This is a genomic window from Alteromonas sp. RKMC-009 (genome assembly GCF_003584565.2).
Classification (GTDB): Bacteria; Pseudomonadota; Gammaproteobacteria; order Enterobacterales; family Alteromonadaceae; genus Alteromonas.
Map to the genome: position 1 here is coordinate 3,739,346 of NZ_CP031010.1, position 16,058 is coordinate 3,755,403.

Genomic DNA, 16,058 nt, shown 5'->3' on the forward strand with positions numbered 1-16,058 from the left:
ACAGGCAAGTCCGGACAGATCCCATTTCTGACCGGATGGATTTCTGCGGCCTTTTCTTCGCCACACACTCTGAGTGTGTGACGGGGCCGCGTCGTGCCTGCGCATGTCCCTGCGCAGGCGCAATAACCATAAAAATAGTGATCTATGAAAACGAGAACAATCCTGACTTTAAGTGTAGTGACGGCGCTGCTTGGCGGTTGCGGTCACGATGAAACCGCTGGCCATGAACAAACTGTAGAGTTTGATGTCACCCATCCTCTGCGTCAGAACAACACAACAGTGAAAGAGTATGTCAGTCAAATCCGGGCCATTCAGCACATCGAAGTCCGTGCCATGGAAAAAGGCTATCTGCAAAACACCTTTGTGGATGAAGGGCAAACGGTAAAAGCCGGTCAGCCTATGTTCAAAATTATGCCGGCAGTCTATGAAGCCGAGCTACACAAGGCACAGGCAGAGGCGGAAGCCGCCAGAGTGGAATACGAAAATACCCGTTCGCTGCAATCGCAGGATATTGTGTCTGATACTGAACTGGCAGTCGTCAAAGCCGGGTATGACAAAGCCCTTGCAGAGGTAGCGCTGGCACAAACCCACCTGGATTTTACCGATATCCGCGCGCCGTTCACCGGCAAAATGGACCACCTTGAAGCCCGTACCGGCAGCCTGCTGGATGAAGGTGAATTGCTCACCACCTTATCTGATCTCAGCACCATGTGGGTGTATTTCAATATGCCGGAATCTCAGTATCTGGATTATGTTCAGCGCGGTCAGGATATCACTGAAACCACTGTGCGGCTGAAACTGGCTAACGGCTCGGTGTACGAACAACCCGGCCATATCGATACCATTGAAGCAGACTTTGACAACACCACAGGTACCATAGAAATGCGGGCTTCGTTCCCGAATCCCGATGGCCTGCTGCGTCACGGACAAACAGGTAACGTACTGATGGACGTTGACTATCCTGACAGCGTGCTGATCCCGCAAAAAGCCACTTTCGACATACTCGATCAGACCTATGTTTACGTCGTTGACGACAATAATACTCTGCACACCAGACACATTCAGATTGCCGCAGAACTTCCCCATGTATTCATTGTGGCAAGCGGACTGGAAGAGAGTGACACCGTGCTTATCGACGGATTACGCCGCGTAAGGGACGGTCAGCAAATCGAAGCAGACATGGTGTCTCCTGAAGAAGTCTTCGACAGCCTTGAGCTGGCAGCAGAGTAAAGGTCGCGATTATGTTTGGAGTTTTTATAAAGCGGCCTGTCATGGCCATTATGCTGTCGCTCATGATTGTGTTTCTGGGCGTATTGTCGATTTTTTCTTTACCTACATCCCAGTATCCGGATATTGCCCCGCCACGGGTGCTGATCTCTCTGGCATACCCGGGTTCCAATGCTGATGTGCTGGTAAAGTCCTCTCTGGTTACTATTGAGCGATCCATTAACGGTGTGCCGGGCATGAAGTACATTGTGTCTGACGCCACCAGCGCCGGTGAAGCCACAATTCAGGTTATTTTCGAGCTGGGTGTAGATCCTAATCAGGCACTGATGAACGTGAAGAACCGGCTTGATCAGATCAAAAACCGTCTGCCGCAACTCGTTCAGCTTGAAGGGGTGGTGGTAAACCGCGTGCAACCCAGCATGCTGATGTATATCAACGTGTTCAGCACGGATAAAGATGCGGATGAAAAGTTTCTCTATAACTATTCCAACATCAATATCATTCCTGAAATTCAGCGTGTGAACGGTATCGCCAGCGCTAAAATTCTGGGTAGCCGTCAGTACGCCATGCGTGTGTGGCTGAAACCTGACCGCATGCGGGCCTACAATATTTCCACCGAGGAAATTATGGAGGCCATGGACGAGCAGAGCCTGATAGGACGGCCGGGCCGTCTGGGACGGAGCTCAGGGTTAAGTGCCCAGTCCAAGGAATATGTACTGGTGTATGAAGGCCGGTACAACAAACCGGAAGAATACAAGAATATCATTATCCGCGCAGACTCCGACGGTAAATTGCTGAAACTGGGTGATGTAGCCGACGTGGAACTGGGCAGTGAATTCTTTGATATTTACTCCAACAAAGACGGCTATCCCTCAGCAGCCATTGTGCTTAAACAAAGTTACGGCAGCAGCGCCAGTGATGTGATTGAGCAGGTGAAAGCCAAAATGGAAGAGCTGCAGGATACCTTCCCGCCGGGCATGGAATACGAAATCAACTACGATGTATCCAAATTCCTTGATGCGTCTGTTGAGCAGGTACTGCATACGCTGGCCGAAGCATTTGTGCTGGTATCTCTGGTGGTGTTTATTTTCCTCGGAGACTGGCGCTCTACCCTCATTCCCATCATCGCCGTACCGGTATCGCTGATTGGTACCTTTTTCTGTATGCAGGCCTTCGACGTCAACATCAACCTTATCACCCTGTTTGCGATGGTTCTGGCTATCGGGATTGTGGTGGATAACGCCATTGTGGTGGTGGAAGCCGTGCATGCCAAGATGGAAGATGATGCAGCCATCACGCCCTACAACGCCACCCGGCAGGTACTGGGCGAAATGGGCGGTGCAATTATTGCTATTACCCTGGTGATGGTGGCGGTGTTTATTCCGCTTATCTTTATGACCGGTCCGGTGGGCGTATTCTACCGTCAGTTCTCCATTACCATGGCATCTGCCATTATCATTTCCTGTATTGTGGCGCTGTCACTGACCCCGGTATTGTGCGCCATGTTGCTGAAGAATCATCATGGTCAGCCACAGAAACGCACGCCGGTAAGTATGTTCATTAACAGCTTTAACCGCGTGTTTGATAAAGTTACCGGTCGCTACACGAGTCTGGTACGGGCTGTGGTTACCCGCCGCACGGTAACCGCCGTTTTACTGGTAGCCTTTGTTGCCGGTACCGTGGGAGTAAACGCTAACTTACCGGCAGGTTTTATTCCCGGTGAAGATCAGGGACAAATCTACGCCATTATCCAGACGCCCCCCGGCAGTACACTGGAAGCAACCAATAAAGTTGCCAGAGAATTGCAGGAAATGGCGCTGGAAATTGAAGGCGTGTCTTCGGTATCTTCGCTGGCAGGCTATGAAATCCTGACAGAAGGACGGGGTTCCAACGCCGGTACCTGTCTGATTAACCTTAAGGACTGGGCAGACCGTGAGCAGACTATTCCGGAAATCATTGAGGAACTGGAAGAGAAGGCCCACCACCTCGGTGCGGTCATTGAGTATTTCGAACCTCCTGTTGTGCCGGGTTACGGTGCCTCATCCGGCCTGTCGTTCCGTCTGCTGGATAAGACCAACACCACGGATTACCATGAATTCGATGACATCAACAAAGACTTCATGGCTGAACTGGGTAAGCGCAAAGAGCTCAAAGGGCTGTTTACCTTCTATGCCGCTGATTATCCCCAGTACAAAATAGAAATCGACAACCAGGCCGCCATGCAAAAAGGTGTTTCAATTAAAGCGGCAATGGAAAACCTCGATATCCTGATCGGCAGTACTTATGAGCAGGGTTTCACCCGCTTCAATAACTTCTTCAAAGTGTACACTCAGGCAGCTCCTGAATACCGCCGTTATCCCAGCGATCTGCTGGATTACTATGTGCGAAATGAAGAAGGGGAAATGGTGCCCTACTCTGCGTTTATGAAATTAATCAAAACCGAAGGTCCTAACGAGATCACCCGCTACAACCTGTATACCTCATCGGCCATCCGTGCTGAACCGGCTGCCGGTTACACCTCTGCAGATGCCATTAAGGCTGTGGAAGAAGTGGCAGCGGAAACGCTACCACGGGGCTACGACATTGGCTGGGAAGGTTTGTCATTTGATGAAGCCAGACGGGGCAATGAAGCGGTGGTGATTTTCGTGGTGGTACTGCTGTTTGTGTACATTGTACTGGCAGCGCAATACGAGAGTCTGCTGTTACCCTTTGCCGTTATTCTTGCCTTGCCAACCGGTATTTTCGGCTCGCTGGCCATGCTTAAAATGATGGGACTGGCAAACGATGTTTATGCCCAGCTCGGTCTTGTTATGCTGGTAGGTCTGCTGGGTAAAAACGCCGTACTGATTGTGGAATACGCCGTGCAGAAAAAAGAACAGGGCTTGTCTATTAAAGAGGCGGCAGTGGAAGCGGCAACCGCCCGGTTCCGGCCAATTCTGATGACCTCCTTCGCCTTTGTTGCCGGCCTGATCCCGCTGGTTATCGCTACCGGTGCCGGTGCAGTGGGCAACCGTACAATCGGTTCATCTGCTCTGGGCGGCATGGTAACAGGTACGGTCTTCGGCGTGCTGGTGATCCCCGGCCTTTACTATTTATTCGCCAAACTGGGCGACGGCAAATCCCTCATCAAAAATGAAGACCAGCTGCCCTTCACCGAAACTTACCACTACAACGATAAGGAAAGTGACAATGACTAAATCACGCTGTTTTACCCTTAGTCTGAAACCGCTTGTTGTCGCGGTAAGTGCGGCTTTACTGCTGCAGGGTTGTGCCATACCTGACATCGAAACCCGTGACGCCAGTGTGGCGATGCCGGAACAATTCACTCCTGAAACGACAGAGACGCCGGTGAATATAAACTGGGAAGACTGGTTTAATGACCCGGATCTCATTGCGCTGGTAGACACTGCGCTGGCAAATAATCAGGAAGTCGCCATGATGCTGCAGCGTATTAATATGGCGGCCAATGAGGTCTATGCCAGAGAAGGGGAATACCTGCCTCAGGTGTCTGCCGGTGCTGAAGCCGGCGTGGAAAAAGCCGGTGAATATACCCGTGACGGCGCAGTGGAAAAACAGCTGGCTATACGCGAAGAGAGGGAATTTCCTGATCCGCTGGCGAATCTGCGCCTTGGCCTCAATGCTTCCTGGGAGCTGGATGTCTGGCATAAACTCCGTGACGCCTCTAAGGTGGCGTCACTGGAATATCTCGCCAGTATTGAAAGCCGCAAGTTCTTTGTCACTGAAATGGTGGCGGAAGTGGCCCGCACTTACTACGAGTTGCTGGCGCTGGATAACCATCTTGCGAATCTGGATGCCAATATCGATATTCAGCAACATGTGCTCAATACCCTTGAGCAACTTAAGCACTATGGCCGCTCTTCGTCTTTACCACTCACCCGCTTTGCGGCAGAAGTGAATAAGAATAAGAGCGAGCGGTATCAGGTCAGGCAGGAAATTGCTGCCACTGAGAACAAGCTTAATTTGCTGCTGGGTCGGCCTCCCCAGCCCATTGCGCGTAACGCTGAACGTCTGATGACAGCATCACTGACAAAGCCCTCTGCCGGCGTGCCGTCAGAACTGCTTGCCAACCGCAGCGATATTCGTGAGGCTGAGCTGACACTGCAGGCGGCGAAGCTGAATATCGACGTTGCCCGCGCCAACTTCTATCCGTCTTTCGCGCTGAAAGCCGGTGTGGGGCTGGAGTCCTTTGATACCCGGTATCTTCTGGACACACCGGAGTCTGTTGCCTGGTCACTGTCCGGCGATATTTTTGCGCCGCTGATCAACCGCCGTGCAATTGAAGCTGAGTATAAGAATGCCAGTGCTGAGCAAATTCAGGCTGCCTACGAATACGAGTACACCGTTGTCAGGGCAGTCTCTGAGGTTTCCACCCGCTTGTCTGCTCTGGATAACCTGAGCAACAGCTATGCAGCAAAACAAGCCCAGATCGAACAGTTGGAAGCGTCGGTGAATATTGCCAACAAACTGTTCGCCTCTGCCCGTGGTGAATACCTGGAAGTGTTGCTGGCACGCCGGGAGTCACTGGAAGCGAAAAGTGAACTGATTGATACCCGCAAAGAGCAGTTCACTGCACTGGTGGAGCTGTATCAGTCGCTGGGCGGCGGCTGGCGCAGCTAAGGCTTAGCCAAACCTTACCGGAAACAAAAAAGCGGACAATTTGTTGTCCGCTTTTTTCAGGCTGTATTTCCTCAGAATGCATAGTCCGGCAGAGGAATATCAATCATGCCTTTGCGGTACTGTTCTGTTGTTTCTTCACTGAGTTCATCACGGTTCGACTCTGCATAGCGGCGCAGCTTTCTGATTTCGCTGTGCTCTTCCACTTCCCGCAATGCATCGCGGTAGCGCGCCATTCCGCTGCGGCCGATAGCATTGGTCAGCCAGGCAAAAGTATCCGCCTGATTTTTCTGAGCTGTGGCATAGTTTCTCAGTAATATCTCCGCGGCTAAATCACACAGGGCCTCGCTGCGAAGTTCCTTTGATGACATTTCCTGTGCCGCCCGTTTCAGACTGGCAAGGTCGCCGGCCAGCATCATCTCTTTAAGACGACTGACTACATCTGCGTCGGCTTCTTTGCTGTAAAGATCTTCCGGTAACGTGTACATGCCAGCCACAAACTGCTCTCCCTCTGCACCCGGCAACTCGTCGAGAGCGGTGTCAGCATGGCGTTCCAGCTTATCTATCTGTGTGTTTTCCACCACTTCAGACAACACGCCGTAGTAGCGGCCATTTTCAGATGCACCAATGGCACGTGCCAGCCACGCCAGGGAGTCCACATCACTGCGCACCGCATGGGGATATTTCTTCAGCAGAATAGCCGCAGCAATATCCAGTAATTCAGGATCAGCCATTTTAGTACTGAATATACGTTTTGACGCCGTTTTTAACTGAACCATATCGCCGGAAAGCATCATGTCCGCCAGCTTCTGTTCCTCAGGGCCTAATTCCGCCATTGCACTGAAAGACAAGGCGCTCACCGATAATCCGATTGCCATCACGGCTGTTGTTATATATCTCATCATTACTCCATTTCGTTGAGATGACTTCACTTCAAAATCAGTACATACCGCCATTGACGCTGATCACCTGGCGGGAAATATAGCGGGCTTCATCTGACATCAGAAAGCCGATGGTATTGGCCACATCATCCACATGACCGAAGGTGCCCAGGGGAATCATTTTCTTCGCTTCGTCTGCCACCGCCCCTTCAATCATACCGGTTTCAATGACGCCCGGTGCAACACAGTTTACTGTGATCTTTCTTTTACCCAGCTCAATAGCCAGCGCTTTAGTGGCACCGATAATGCCGGCTTTAGACGCGCTGTAATTCGTTTGCCCGCGGTTGCCCATCAGGCCGGAAACCGAGGACAGTGTGACAATACGTCCGCCCTGACGCAACCTGATCATAGGCATGATTACCGGATGCAGCACATTGTAGAAACCATCCAGATTGGTGTGTACCACGCCATCCCACTCTTCGCCGGTCATGGCAGGAAAGGCAGTATCGCGGGTAACACCGGCATTGCAGACCACACCGTAATAAGCGCCGTTTTGTTCAATATCGGCTTCAATAGCGGTACGTGTGCCGTCTCTGTCGGCAATATCAAATTGCAGGGCCACGGCACTGCCGCCGCCGGCAATAATATCCTCAACCACTTTGGCAGCAGCGTCTTTACCGCTGCGGTAATGTACCGCTACGGCAAACCCCTGCGCAGCCATTTTGTAGGCAGTGGCTTTTCCGATACCGCTGCTTGCTCCTGTGACGAGGATTCTTTTTTGTTCAGACATGAGATCCTTTTTCCTTCTTGTCAGGCTCACCGTTAAACAGGCTTATTGCCGCAATAAAATTAATCGTATTTCCAATCAGAATAATGCTGCCGAAAGCCTGAACCACAGGCATATCGCTGAATGCCAGCAAGCCGAAAGACAGCAGGCTGGTTACTGCAGACAGCAAAATTGCTTGTTGGGTAGTGTCCGGTTTGTCCGCCATTTCACGGGCAAAGATGATGTAATCCATGCCAAGTCCCAGCACCAGAAACAGTGCCATGACATGAAACACATTGAGAGCCTGACCGCACAGAAGCACCAGCGCCACGGCAATCAGGCTGGCTGATGCAGGAATGAGCAGAAGACGGATGACCCCGGCGCTGCGGTACCAGAGCGCCAGCAGCAGTCCGACCAGACCGTAGGCAATGACCAGCAGAATGGCACCGGTTTCCCGCTGGGACTTCAGTGCCAGAGTGGCATTGCCCAGGGTATTCACATAGTCAATTTCAGGAATGGCAGCCGCCGCTTTTTCTATGGCAGCTAAATCGCTGTTTTTACGGATAAGCGCAAAACTGATTATTTCATTGTTGTCAGCGGCCCCGCTTCCTGCCGACCAGAGCGGCGGTAGGCCATCAACTCGTTCAGACAAACCGGTAAAATCCAGTACCTTGCCGGCACCGTCAACGTAAGCCGCTTTTACCGGTGCAACAGACTCTGCCGGTAGACCCAGCGCGCGGGCAAATACATCAAGCACACCGCCATCACTGTAAAGTTTTGCCTGCAATGCATAATCCGCCTTTTGCGCTTCAGGTGAAGGCAACCAGTCAGCGATGCTGCTCACTGAATCGCGGGGCACACTTTCTGAGCTCAGCAAACGGTCCAGTGCATCAAAAATCTGTTGTGGCTGTTGCCCGCGGATAAGCAGATAACGACCGGGCTCGTATACCTGGGTCAGCGCCGATACAGCCTGCTCCTGCTCAAGTAAGGCAGGAGAAACATGGAAAAAGCGTCTGGGATCGTCATTCACCTGTAATCCGCCGGCGTACAGGTACAAGGCACTCATCACCGCCATAGCGAGTCCGGCAATAGCCAGAGCGCGGGGACGTCGGGCGGTCACATGTTGACAGGAACGGATCACAGCTTTCAGCAACGGCTGTCTGGCTTCGATGGGACGGCGAACTACTAACGGCCCCAGCAGCATGACGCTCAGCCAGGCCATGGCCAGCCCGGCACAGGAAAACAGAGCAATTTTTTTCAGAATGGTAAGTTCAGCCAGGCTCAGGGCACCATAACCCACCAGCGATGTAATCACACTCAGCACCATGGCGCGGTACAACACGGTATCATGACCGCCGGCACGGGCTTTCTCATTTGCTGGCTGCGCCGGAGACTGTGCTGCTGATAAGAAGTGATAGAAATAGTGCAGTGAATAATCCACCACAATACCAATCAGACTGGCACCGAAAACAATGGTCAGCACATGCACAGAACCGTATACCCATACGCTGGCGAGAATACCGGCCCCAACACCGGCGGCAATGGAACCAAGGGCCAGGCTTAAGGGTAATAACGAACGGAAAACCAGCAACATCAGCACCAGTACGCCGGCTATTGAGCCTGCAGCAATAAGCTGAATATCCGCTTTGGCTGACTGCGCTGAATCCACAGCAAAAAAGAACATCCCGGAATGCAGCACGGACACATCAAACTCTTCACTGACGGCCTGCTCTGCGGCTTTGATTTGTTCGTAAACAGCATACTGCTGTGCCATACCGGCGGGAAAATCAGTGAAACTCACGCTGAATGACGTAACGGCTGCGGTGCGCTTTTCAACCACCACGGACGGATCGAGACGTGCCGACATCCCGATAAGGTAATCTGAAAACCAGCCGAGGGGATCCTGTTCAAAGGGAACCAGTCTGACGCCCTCTCCCAACTGATAAAGCTTTCGCTGCGCCGCTGCGGCCAGTTGTTCAGGAGTTTTGTCGGTGAGGGCTTCCCGTTGAGAAGCACTGAGGAAATTAAACCTGAAGGGCGTAATAGCAGGCAAATATGCGGTCTGCATTTCATTATCAAGGGCAACGTGCAGGCCAGGCACGACATTCAGGGCCGTTTGCAATGAACGGGCAGCTTGTTCAGTGCGCTTATCGTCGTCGCTCTGCACAACCACCATAAAACGCTGGCTGATGTCATCAGTTAACGCGTCCAGCGCATGTTGCAGGGCGGGGTCGCGTACTTTATCCGGATTTAAGTCGTTGAGATTCGTATCAATCTGCACTGCCTGCGGATTGATAACAACAAACAGCACGCCGGCCAGTAGGATAGCGATGAAGCACAGCCGGAGAAAAAACGACATCATCGTTGATCAGAATGCGTCGAAGCGGGCGGGTGAAAGCAGAACGCGACACCAGTTTGTTTTACCGGAATACAGTGTTTCGCATTGTTCCCAGGCTTTCCGCTTGCCCTCGAAACTGTATTCCTCAATCTGATCAATAAGCACCTGCGTATTCTGCCCGGTTGCGTCTGTGACTTTAATCGTTACGGCAGGTTGCGGGGCATCTCCGTCTCCGGTCGCGGATTTGGCGATACGGATAGCTTCCAGTCCTTTTCTCATCATTTCGATTTCAGGGATGAGTAACAATGTGTCGTCCGGTTCCTGAGTGACCGCGAATTCGTCAGTAAAATAGCTGGTGTCGCCTTTCAGCAAACGAACGAAAATGTTGGACATAATATAACGGGCAACGCCGCTGAGAGGCGTTAATGTGCCATCGTCTTCAGCCCGAAAATTGTTGGTGCTGTTCACATACAATATGGCTTCACTGAAGGGCTCGCTGGTATGCCATACCAGTCCTAAATCGCAGGAATAATAAAAATCACCGGCAGATTTAAGCGGTACAGGCAGGCCCTGCATTGATTTTTGCTGGCTGAAGTGACCGGAAAAGTGACAGCCGGAAGGAAACATGGAAGAGAGTAACTGCTCTTCGGTGGCCTTGTCTTCAACTTCCCGGGAAGGATCTGCATCTGCCATAGCCGGCCACACTGCCAACAGTCCTGTCAGCAAACTAATGAGCGCGGGGCGGCGGCTCATGATTTATTTATCCATGTAGTGACGGCGTCAGTAAGAAATGCCGGAGACTCGTACTGGGTGATCTGCTCAGGCATGGCCACCGCAAACTGGGTTGTCTTGCCTTTAGTGAACACCTCTCCGGTATCACGATCTTTAATGGCATAGCTGATTTTCAGGCGGTTTTCCCATTCAGTCAGCCAGGATTCCACCACGACTTTTTGCTCAAACAGCAGAGGCTTGATGTACTTCACCTGAATATCAACGATGGGGAAAAAGAACCCCTGCTCTTCCATCACACTGTACGGGCAGCCTATTTCAGACAACAACGCACAGCGGGCCATTTCCATGTATTTAGGATAGTTACCATGCCAAACTACGCGGTACGCATCCACATCGAAAAAAGGAATGTCGATATTCAGGCGATTTTTTTTCATCGGTTTACGCTTTCGCCGGCAACTCAGCCAGTACGTCAACGACGTCCTGTATGGTTCTCACCTGCTTGAACTGAGACGGAGAGATTTCTACGTTAATGGTCTTTTTCAGGTCAACCAGTAAATCTACGGCATCAATGCTGTCGATATCCAGGTCTTCATAAAGACGGGCTTCAGGCACGATTTCCGCCGGTTCCAGCTCGAAAAGGTCTACTAAGGTGTCTCTGACCTGTGCCAGGATATTTTCTTTTTCCGCATTCATAACGCATTCCCTCTTTGATTTTCCAGCTGTTCCGGCGTGGCCGTTGTCTCTGTAGACAGCTGTTTGTTGTAATAGTTTTCCAGAAACTGAGTCAGATGTCTGTACTGCTTAGGTCGCGGTAACGAAGTGTCTATGCAGTCATCCAGTGCCAGTAATTCACCTGAACGCAGTGTAAATGCCGGGCCGCCTTCCGGGATATCATACCATTTATCGCCCTTTTTCAGCGCCCGGGGGTAGCACTCTATCATCACAGGCATGATGGAGGCATTAACGGCCACCGCCATATTGGCAGCTCCCCTTTTAAAGCGCAAAACGTTATCTTCTTTGGTCCGCGTGCCTTCAGGAAAAATCAGAATATTCTCCCCGGCTTCCAGTTTGGCCGCCGCCATAGGTAATACCTGCTCAGCATTGTTTGGTATAAACCCGGCCTGGCGCACCACCGCACCGGTAAAAAAGTTATCCCAAATGGCGCTTTTCACGAAACAACACATCTGCTTATTCACGGCAAGCAGCAGCACCACATCAATCAGTGACGGATGATTCGCTATAACAATGTGCCCCGGGCGGGCTTTGTGCATAGAGTCCACATCGAACGAATACCGGATAAGGCCGAAAAATCGCATGATACGAATAAATGTCAGACACCCTTTATGAATACACCAACGGATCATGCGTTGCTTTTTAGCCGGCGAAATAATGGTGACAGGACTCATCAGCCGGAAGAAAACACCGACCAGCAACGCCCCTGCACCAAACAGCGAATAACTCACACCGGCGCTGAGGATTTGCCAGCTTTTGCGCAGTTTAGCTAACAGCATACCGGCGCTCCGGTGCGGCAACCGCCAGGCTGTTTCAGAGGCAGGTACCGGCTCAGGCACAGAAACATTCGATTTCAACCAGCAAGTCTTTACGACAGATATCGGCCAGGGTGTACACCGCTTCAACGTCAGGGTAATGGCTGCTCAGCCAGTCTCGGATATAGGCGACATCCTTTTCGTGACGGACATAGACTTTAAAGGCTGACAACGGGCACTGCTCCGGATTCGCTGTATCAAGCAAATGGCGGATATTTCCCATGGTCACAGTGAGCTGCTTTTCAATATCTCCCTCTCCCAGGGTCTGATGGCCTGTAATGCTGGCCGTTCCTGAGATAAACAAAAAGTGAGAGTCATTCAGTGTCAATGCTGTAGCACGGGCAAATGAGGGACTGGAAATACCATACTGGCGGGGGTATTCGTAGGCGTTTACCTGATGGTGATTATTGTAGTGCCGCGGCTTAATCCGGCTGGCGAAAACATAAAATACAGCTCCATCGTTATGATGTCCCAACGCTGATGCAGCGGGGAAAGCCTGAGGGGAAATACCGGCTTCTTCAAATGCTTTCAGACGACCGGTACAAAACTTTTTATACACCTCATGGTCGCCGTCACCGGCATTTATCGCCGGCAGATAATTCCAGAAGCGGAACGGATGCGCGAATCCTTTCTCATCCAGCACCCCCAGAATTGCCCCGTAGGCGGTTTTCGTGTGTTGCTCAATATCGCCGCATTCATCTTTTGTCAGCCAGTGTGCAACGCAAATTACATCGTCCGTTTCAGACCAGTAACAACGTCCGGTCTGGCCACGGGTCACTTTGCCCTTTACCGTCCACACTTCATTGACTGCTTCAGAGCCCGCTTCTTCAAGCCCTGTTGCAATCAGGCCATTCCCGAAAGGTTCACACTGGTTGATAAGAGGCATTACCGCAAGAACATCCTCACGGGATTGCAGAGCTTTGGCGGGGGTGGAACAAAAATGCTGTTTTAACATGAGACAACTGGATGTGGTGTAATTTCAAACAGGAATGAGGCAGCCATTCACATGGCAAAAATATCAGCAAACCGGCGGTAATACACAAGGCCATGCCTGTCTGCGCGCCCTGCCGCTAATCGCCGCTTCAGGTAATCATTCCGTGACACAAAATTAGTTTTTAATCTGGCGGTAGTTTAAACTAGCGAAAATTGAAAATAAAGCGAATGGACTCACCCTTTACCATGGCTGTTAACATTCGTGAACACCAGTAAATAACTCTTTCATGCCTGATATTTTTCCCCTTTTTACCCGTGAAGCAGAAGACACAATTGCTTATCTGACCCGGCCTGTCGATGCTGCGGCTCTCAATACCGGGCCGGTTACTGCCTCCCGCTTTCTTTCTCATGTGAAGCAGGTCGCAGAAGCTCTGACCTGTCAGGGTCATGCGATTAACCTGTGTGAGAACCGTTACCTGTTTCTGGTGGGACTGTGTGCCGCTGTTCTACGGGGCACGACAACCTTGTTACCGCCGGATAAAAATATCGCCACCCAGGAGCAGATGAACGGGGACTACGGGGATTGTTTTATCATTCACGACGGGAGTGAAATCAGTGCCGCTATCCCTGCATTTAATATTCTGTCGGTGAAATGCCCGCAGACTGACAGCAACGACTTTTCTGTACCCGTCATTGCGGATGATTTTCTGGCCTGCATCAGTTTCACTTCCGGCTCTACCGGAAAATCAAAGCCTAATCTCAAATACTGGCGCACCTTGCACCGCAGCAGCCTGATCAACTACACTTTCATGATCCCGGATTGTGAAGAGACCTTGTATCAATTGGCCACCATGCCGGCGCAACACATGTGGGGTTTTGAAACTTCCGCGTTGCTGCCGTTATTCAGCAAAGTGTGCATGAGTGATGCAAAACCCCTGTTCCCGCAGGACATTCTGGACACCTTTGCAGCTCTGCCGGAACCCAAACAACTGGTTTCCACCCCTGTACATCTGCGGGCGCTGTGTGCCGGCATGACCTCTGAAGTCCGCGCCCATTCCGTACTGTGCGCCACCTCCCCGCTGACCACTGAACTGGCCACCGAAGTGGAGCAGAAATTCAACGCGCCGTTAAGAGAAGTCTACGGTTGCAGTGAAGTGGGTTCGATGGCGGTACGACGTTCTGCCAAAGAACAAGCCTGGTTCAAATTTGAAGGCATTGATTTTGCGCAGGACGACGGTACCACCACGGTGCGCGCTGAACATTTGCCCTCAGATACCGTACTGCAAGATTTCATTGAATTTAAAGATGACAATCACTTTGTGTTGTCTGGCCGTGCAAGCGACTTGATAAAGATTGCCGGTAAACGGGGTTCACTGTTTACCATTAATCAAACGCTGCTGACGTTTAAGGGCCTGGAAGATGGTATTGTGATTCATCCTGAATCAGCCGGACCGGTTACCCGCCTTGTCGCCATTGTGTCGCTGAAGCCCGGCGTGGAGAAAGCGGAGTTAGTGCGCTTTTTACAAGCCCGTGTAGACAGTGCTTTTGTGCCGCGACCTGTGTACGTGGTAGATGCGTTGCCCCGTGAACCCAACGGTAAGCTGCTCCGCAAAAACATTGATGCGCTTCATGCTTCACTGAAAAAGAAAAGATAATCAAAGTACCGGCAGCTAAATAAAAAAAGGGCGTCCCGAAAAATTCGTGACGCCCTTTTTGTTTGTTTTTCACGGCTCTGCCGGCAATGTTTTGCGTTTAAACCCGCTTTATAATCAACGAGGTATTGATACCGCCAAAGGCAAGGTTATTACTCATAAAGCAATCGGTTTTGATTTCGCGGCATTCCTGGCGGATGTAATCCAACGGCGCACACTCTGGATCAACGTTATCCAGATTCAATGTGGGTGCAAACCAGTTTTCTTTCATCATATTAACGGTCGCCCACACTTCAAATGAGCCGCAAGCACCCAACGTATGGCCGGTATAGCTTTTCAGTGAACTGACTGGCTTAGCACCCACAACCTGATAGGTGGCGTGGCTTTCCACAATATCACCATGCTGCGTTGCCGTACCGTGTGCCGATACATAACCAATGTCATCAGCGGTTACACCGGCATCTTTCATGGCTGAGGCCATGACACGTTGCACCGTTTCCGGATTAGGTTTAACCAGATAAGCGCCGTCGGTATTGGTGGCGTAACCCGAGACTTCTGCGAGGATGTTCGCACCACGGGCTTTGGCATGTTCGTAAGATTCAAGAATAAGGGTACACGCCCCCTCACCCAGTACCAGACCATCACGATCGCGATCGTAAGGCCGGGGCGTGGCTTCCGGAGTATCATTTTTGGTGCTGGCCGCGAACAAGGTGTCAAATACCGCTGCCTGGGAGGGACACAATTCCTCTGCGCCACCGGCAATCATTACATCCTGCTGACCAAACTTAATGGCTTCATACGCATAGCCAATCGCCTGGCTACCCGCCGTACAGGCACTCGAAGTGGTGTACATGCGACCCTGAGTACCAAAATACACACTGATGTTAACAGCAGCGGTGTGGTTCATCATGCGCAGATAGGTGCTGCTGTTGATGCGGGAAGTCGAAAAGTTCTCCAGCATAGGGGCAAATTCCAGTGCTGCTTCACTGCTGCCTGTGGCGGAACCGTAAGCCACCCCCGTCGCAGAAGAGCGGATCACCGGCTCATCTGTCAGGCCGGCATCAGTCAGCGCCCGCTCAGTCGCCAGCACACCCATTTGGGCAACACGGCCCATACTGCGTTTTTTCTTTTTGGTGTAGTGGTCAGGCAAGGCAAAGTCATGGACGGGGGCCGCCAGATAGGTGCCAAGACCGTCATACTTTTTCCAGTCTTCCATATAGCATACTGCTGACTTCATCGACTGAAGCGCAGATTTTACCTGCGACCAGTCATCACCCAGTGCAGACACTACACCGGCTCCGGTAATCACAACCCGTCTGTCATTATTGTTATTCAAACTACATCCTT

Annotated in this window: 13 protein-coding genes; 4 read left to right on the top strand and 9 right to left on the bottom strand. The window is 51.5% G+C overall.

The window, feature by feature from the left end:
- Positions 1-144: 144 nt before the first annotated feature.
- The 3 genes from DS731_RS16530 to DS731_RS16540 are packed head-to-tail and all read left to right on the top strand — an operon-like array spanning position 145 to position 5,865.
- Complete coding sequence (locus DS731_RS16530; protein WP_119502368.1) at positions 145-1,230, top strand: efflux RND transporter periplasmic adaptor subunit; 1,086 nt, start codon at positions 145-147, stop codon at positions 1,228-1,230.
- 11 nt (positions 1,231-1,241) lie between these two features.
- Positions 1,242-4,424 carry an efflux RND transporter permease subunit gene (locus DS731_RS16535; RefSeq protein WP_119502369.1) on the top strand — a complete coding sequence of 1,061 codons (3,183 nt, stop codon included), beginning with the start codon at positions 1,242-1,244 and terminating at the stop codon, positions 4,422-4,424.
- A complete protein-coding gene (locus DS731_RS16540; RefSeq protein WP_119502370.1) occupies positions 4,417-5,865 on the top strand; it encodes a TolC family protein in 1,449 nt (482 codons plus the stop codon). The genes DS731_RS16535 and DS731_RS16540 overlap by 8 nt, the downstream gene beginning before the upstream one ends.
- Before the next feature lie 71 nt (positions 5,866-5,936).
- Here DS731_RS16540 and DS731_RS16545 read toward each other — a convergent pair whose 3' ends face one another.
- The 8 genes from DS731_RS16545 to DS731_RS16580 are packed head-to-tail and all read right to left on the bottom strand — an operon-like array spanning position 5,937 to position 13,081.
- Positions 5,937-6,767 (bottom strand): hypothetical protein, encoded by an 831-nt coding sequence (locus tag DS731_RS16545; RefSeq protein WP_150154309.1) that lies wholly within the window; start codon positions 6,765-6,767, stop codon positions 5,937-5,939.
- A gap of 34 nt (positions 6,768-6,801) precedes the next feature.
- Positions 6,802-7,533 carry a 3-oxoacyl-ACP reductase FabG gene (gene fabG / locus DS731_RS16550; RefSeq protein ID WP_119502372.1) on the bottom strand — a complete coding sequence of 244 codons (732 nt, stop codon included), beginning with the start codon at positions 7,531-7,533 and terminating at the stop codon, positions 6,802-6,804.
- The gene (locus DS731_RS16555) at positions 7,526-9,871 is read right to left on the bottom strand and encodes an MMPL family transporter (protein WP_119502373.1); all 2,346 of its coding nucleotides are present in this window, start codon (positions 9,869-9,871) and stop codon (positions 7,526-7,528) included. Before DS731_RS16555 ends, fabG begins: the two co-directional genes overlap by 8 nt.
- Positions 9,872-9,877: 6 nt before the next feature.
- Positions 9,878-10,600: an outer membrane lipoprotein carrier protein LolA gene (locus tag DS731_RS16560; protein ID WP_119502374.1), complete on the bottom strand. Its 723-nt coding sequence runs from the start codon at positions 10,598-10,600 to the stop codon at positions 9,878-9,880.
- Complete coding sequence (locus DS731_RS16565) at positions 10,597-11,013, bottom strand: acyl-CoA thioesterase (RefSeq protein ID WP_119502375.1); 417 nt, start codon at positions 11,011-11,013, stop codon at positions 10,597-10,599. Before DS731_RS16565 ends, DS731_RS16560 begins: the two co-directional genes overlap by 4 nt.
- Before the next feature lie 4 nt (positions 11,014-11,017).
- Positions 11,018-11,272 (bottom strand): acyl carrier protein, encoded by a 255-nt coding sequence (locus DS731_RS16570; RefSeq protein ID WP_119502376.1) that lies wholly within the window; start codon positions 11,270-11,272, stop codon positions 11,018-11,020.
- The gene (locus DS731_RS16575; protein ID WP_119502377.1) at positions 11,269-12,090 is read right to left on the bottom strand and encodes a lysophospholipid acyltransferase family protein; all 822 of its coding nucleotides are present in this window, start codon (positions 12,088-12,090) and stop codon (positions 11,269-11,271) included. Before DS731_RS16575 ends, DS731_RS16570 begins: the two co-directional genes overlap by 4 nt.
- 52 nt (positions 12,091-12,142) lie before the next feature.
- Positions 12,143-13,081 carry a chorismate transformation enzyme, FkbO/Hyg5 family gene (locus tag DS731_RS16580; RefSeq protein WP_119502378.1) on the bottom strand — a complete coding sequence of 313 codons (939 nt, stop codon included), beginning with the start codon at positions 13,079-13,081 and terminating at the stop codon, positions 12,143-12,145.
- 265 nt (positions 13,082-13,346) lie between these two features.
- Between DS731_RS16580 and DS731_RS16585 the strand changes: the two genes are divergently transcribed.
- Positions 13,347-14,714, top strand: coding sequence for an AMP-binding protein (locus DS731_RS16585; protein ID WP_119502379.1), 1,368 nt, complete (start codon positions 13,347-13,349; stop codon positions 14,712-14,714).
- Between the two features lie 97 nt (positions 14,715-14,811).
- Here DS731_RS16585 and DS731_RS16590 read toward each other — a convergent pair whose 3' ends face one another.
- Positions 14,812-16,047, bottom strand: coding sequence for a beta-ketoacyl-ACP synthase (locus DS731_RS16590; protein ID WP_119502380.1), 1,236 nt, complete (start codon positions 16,045-16,047; stop codon positions 14,812-14,814).
- Between the last annotated feature and the right edge of the window lie 11 nt (positions 16,048-16,058).

What these genes read in the sequence shown, in the direction of transcription:
- DS731_RS16530 (WP_119502368.1), top strand. Translation starts at nt 145, where the DNA reads ATGAAAACGAGAACAATCCTGACTTTAAGTGTAGTGACGGCGCTGCTT.
- DS731_RS16535 (WP_119502369.1), top strand. Translation starts at nt 1,242, where the DNA reads ATGTTTGGAGTTTTTATAAAGCGGCCTGTCATGGCCATTATGCTGTCG.
- DS731_RS16540 (WP_119502370.1), top strand. Translation starts at nt 4,417, where the DNA reads ATGACTAAATCACGCTGTTTTACCCTTAGTCTGAAACCGCTTGTTGTC.
- DS731_RS16545 (WP_150154309.1), bottom strand. Translation starts at nt 6,767, where the DNA reads ATGATGAGATATATAACAACAGCCGTGATGGCAATCGGATTATCGGTG.
- fabG (WP_119502372.1), bottom strand. Translation starts at nt 7,533, where the DNA reads ATGTCTGAACAAAAAAGAATCCTCGTCACAGGAGCAAGCAGCGGTATC.
- DS731_RS16555 (WP_119502373.1), bottom strand. Translation starts at nt 9,871, where the DNA reads ATGATGTCGTTTTTTCTCCGGCTGTGCTTCATCGCTATCCTACTGGCC.
- DS731_RS16560 (WP_119502374.1), bottom strand. Translation starts at nt 10,600, where the DNA reads ATGAGCCGCCGCCCCGCGCTCATTAGTTTGCTGACAGGACTGTTGGCA.
- DS731_RS16565 (WP_119502375.1), bottom strand. Translation starts at nt 11,013, where the DNA reads ATGAAAAAAAATCGCCTGAATATCGACATTCCTTTTTTCGATGTGGAT.
- DS731_RS16570 (WP_119502376.1), bottom strand. Translation starts at nt 11,272, where the DNA reads ATGAATGCGGAAAAAGAAAATATCCTGGCACAGGTCAGAGACACCTTA.
- DS731_RS16575 (WP_119502377.1), bottom strand. Translation starts at nt 12,090, where the DNA reads ATGCTGTTAGCTAAACTGCGCAAAAGCTGGCAAATCCTCAGCGCCGGT.
- DS731_RS16580 (WP_119502378.1), bottom strand. Translation starts at nt 13,081, where the DNA reads ATGTTAAAACAGCATTTTTGTTCCACCCCCGCCAAAGCTCTGCAATCC.
- DS731_RS16585 (WP_119502379.1), top strand. Translation starts at nt 13,347, where the DNA reads ATGCCTGATATTTTTCCCCTTTTTACCCGTGAAGCAGAAGACACAATT.